Annotated in this window: 2 protein-coding genes; one reads left to right on the forward strand and one right to left on the reverse strand. The window is 42.8% G+C overall.

Translation table 11 applies throughout. The features are described from left to right. A partial coding sequence (locus ACFRAE_RS17675) for an RHS repeat-associated core domain-containing protein (protein ID WP_422798494.1) occupies positions 1 to 849 on the forward strand: 849 nt, incomplete at its 5' end. 411 nt (positions 850 to 1,260) lie between these two features. On the opposite strand, the gene ACFRAE_RS17680 is transcribed toward ACFRAE_RS17675, so the two are convergent. Further along, positions 1,261 to 1,461 (reverse strand): helix-turn-helix domain-containing protein (locus tag ACFRAE_RS17680; RefSeq protein ID WP_422798495.1); only part of this gene is annotated, 201 nt, incomplete at its 5' end.

Raw genomic sequence — 1,461 nt, forward strand, 5'->3', positions numbered from 1 at the left:
GGTGATCAGTTGGATTATGGCGCAAGGTTCTACGACGCGGAGATTGGAAGGTGGAACGTGGTTGATCCGTTGGCGGAACTTGCTTTTATCTTGACGCCGTACCGATATGGTTTTAACAGTCCTGTAAATTATACAGATCCTTATGAGTTGTGGGAGCGAACTGCCGGAGGGTGGTCTACCGATGATAAAGATGATATATCGAGATTTTCAGCTTTTTTATCGATTGAAAGAAACCTAAGTTCATCACATATCAGCACTTTTGTTGAGCAAGAGTCAAGAAGGGAATTAGGTTTGCTAAGTGATGGGAGTAAACTTTTAACCCCGATAAATGGGGTTTTTTACAGGAAGATTGGCGGTGAAGCTGGAATTCATGTGGGCAAAAAGGATTTCGATAATTTTTGGCATCAAGTACAAGGAGATTTGACCCCTGATGCGCTGGATCCAAGGACTGTGGGCAATAATTTATTAGGGTTGCCGTATGCAGGAGGTAATAATCCTAAAACCTACAGGGGCGATTATTCTTTTGTTCCTAAAAGCTTGGCAGATTATCCTGCAATCGGGCATGATAGAAGGTTTGACAATCTCGGTTCCTCTGGTGCTACTGGGTTACTGTTGGATAATAGGACGATTGGGGCTGACTGGAAATTTGTGGGTGAGCAGCTTGCGATTGCTTCAATGCCGATCGATAATAAAACGCGTTTACAAGCCGCGACTTTAGGAATTGGATTGGGATTAGCTTCTTTACCTAAGACATTAGCAATATTTATGAATAGTACGCAAGGTTTGAATTACATCTTTATGTGGAATTCTATTGGAAATAGGGGTGTGACTAACGTTCCATCTAAATGACAGCAATGATGAATGATATGTCAAAAAAAGCCTACTATAATTCATTGGTAATCTCTCTACTGTATGTAGGGGTGGGAACAATCTCAGTTTTGTGCTTGTATCCTCCCTATTACGCAGATTGGGTATTGTTGGCTGCGCTGCTTACCATTCCTGTCAACTTTATAAGTTTTGGTTTAATGTACAGCGATTCGGGAAATTGGTTGTTAGTTCTTCCAATACAGCTTGTAGTATTTTTCTTAACTTGGTTACTTGTATACAAGTGGCTGAAAAAGAAATATTAGAGAATGATTAGGATACATGCTGCTGATGTATACAAATTACTTACCATAAGCATAAAGGACTTTATTGTCGTATCCCAGCCCAATCTTTATCGGATTGGTCTTTTTACTTTAGTATCGCCTGCATCTTGTTCTAGGCGAGGAACGCATCGAGCAAGGCGAACACATGCTGCTTTTCGCCTTCGTCAAGCTGTTCGATAGCCTGTATCCTTTCCACCGTCCTGCGGTCGAAAGCTGCGCTGCTGGTCTCACCAGTAAGGTAGTCGAGCGTCACGCCCAGTGCGGAAGCGATTTTCTTTGCAGCATCGAGTGAGGGCACGGCCTCGCCACGTTC

The sequence above is a fragment of the Sphingobacterium sp. HJSM2_6 genome (assembly GCF_049316305.1).
Lineage (GTDB): Bacteria > Bacteroidota > Bacteroidia > Sphingobacteriales > Sphingobacteriaceae > Sphingobacterium.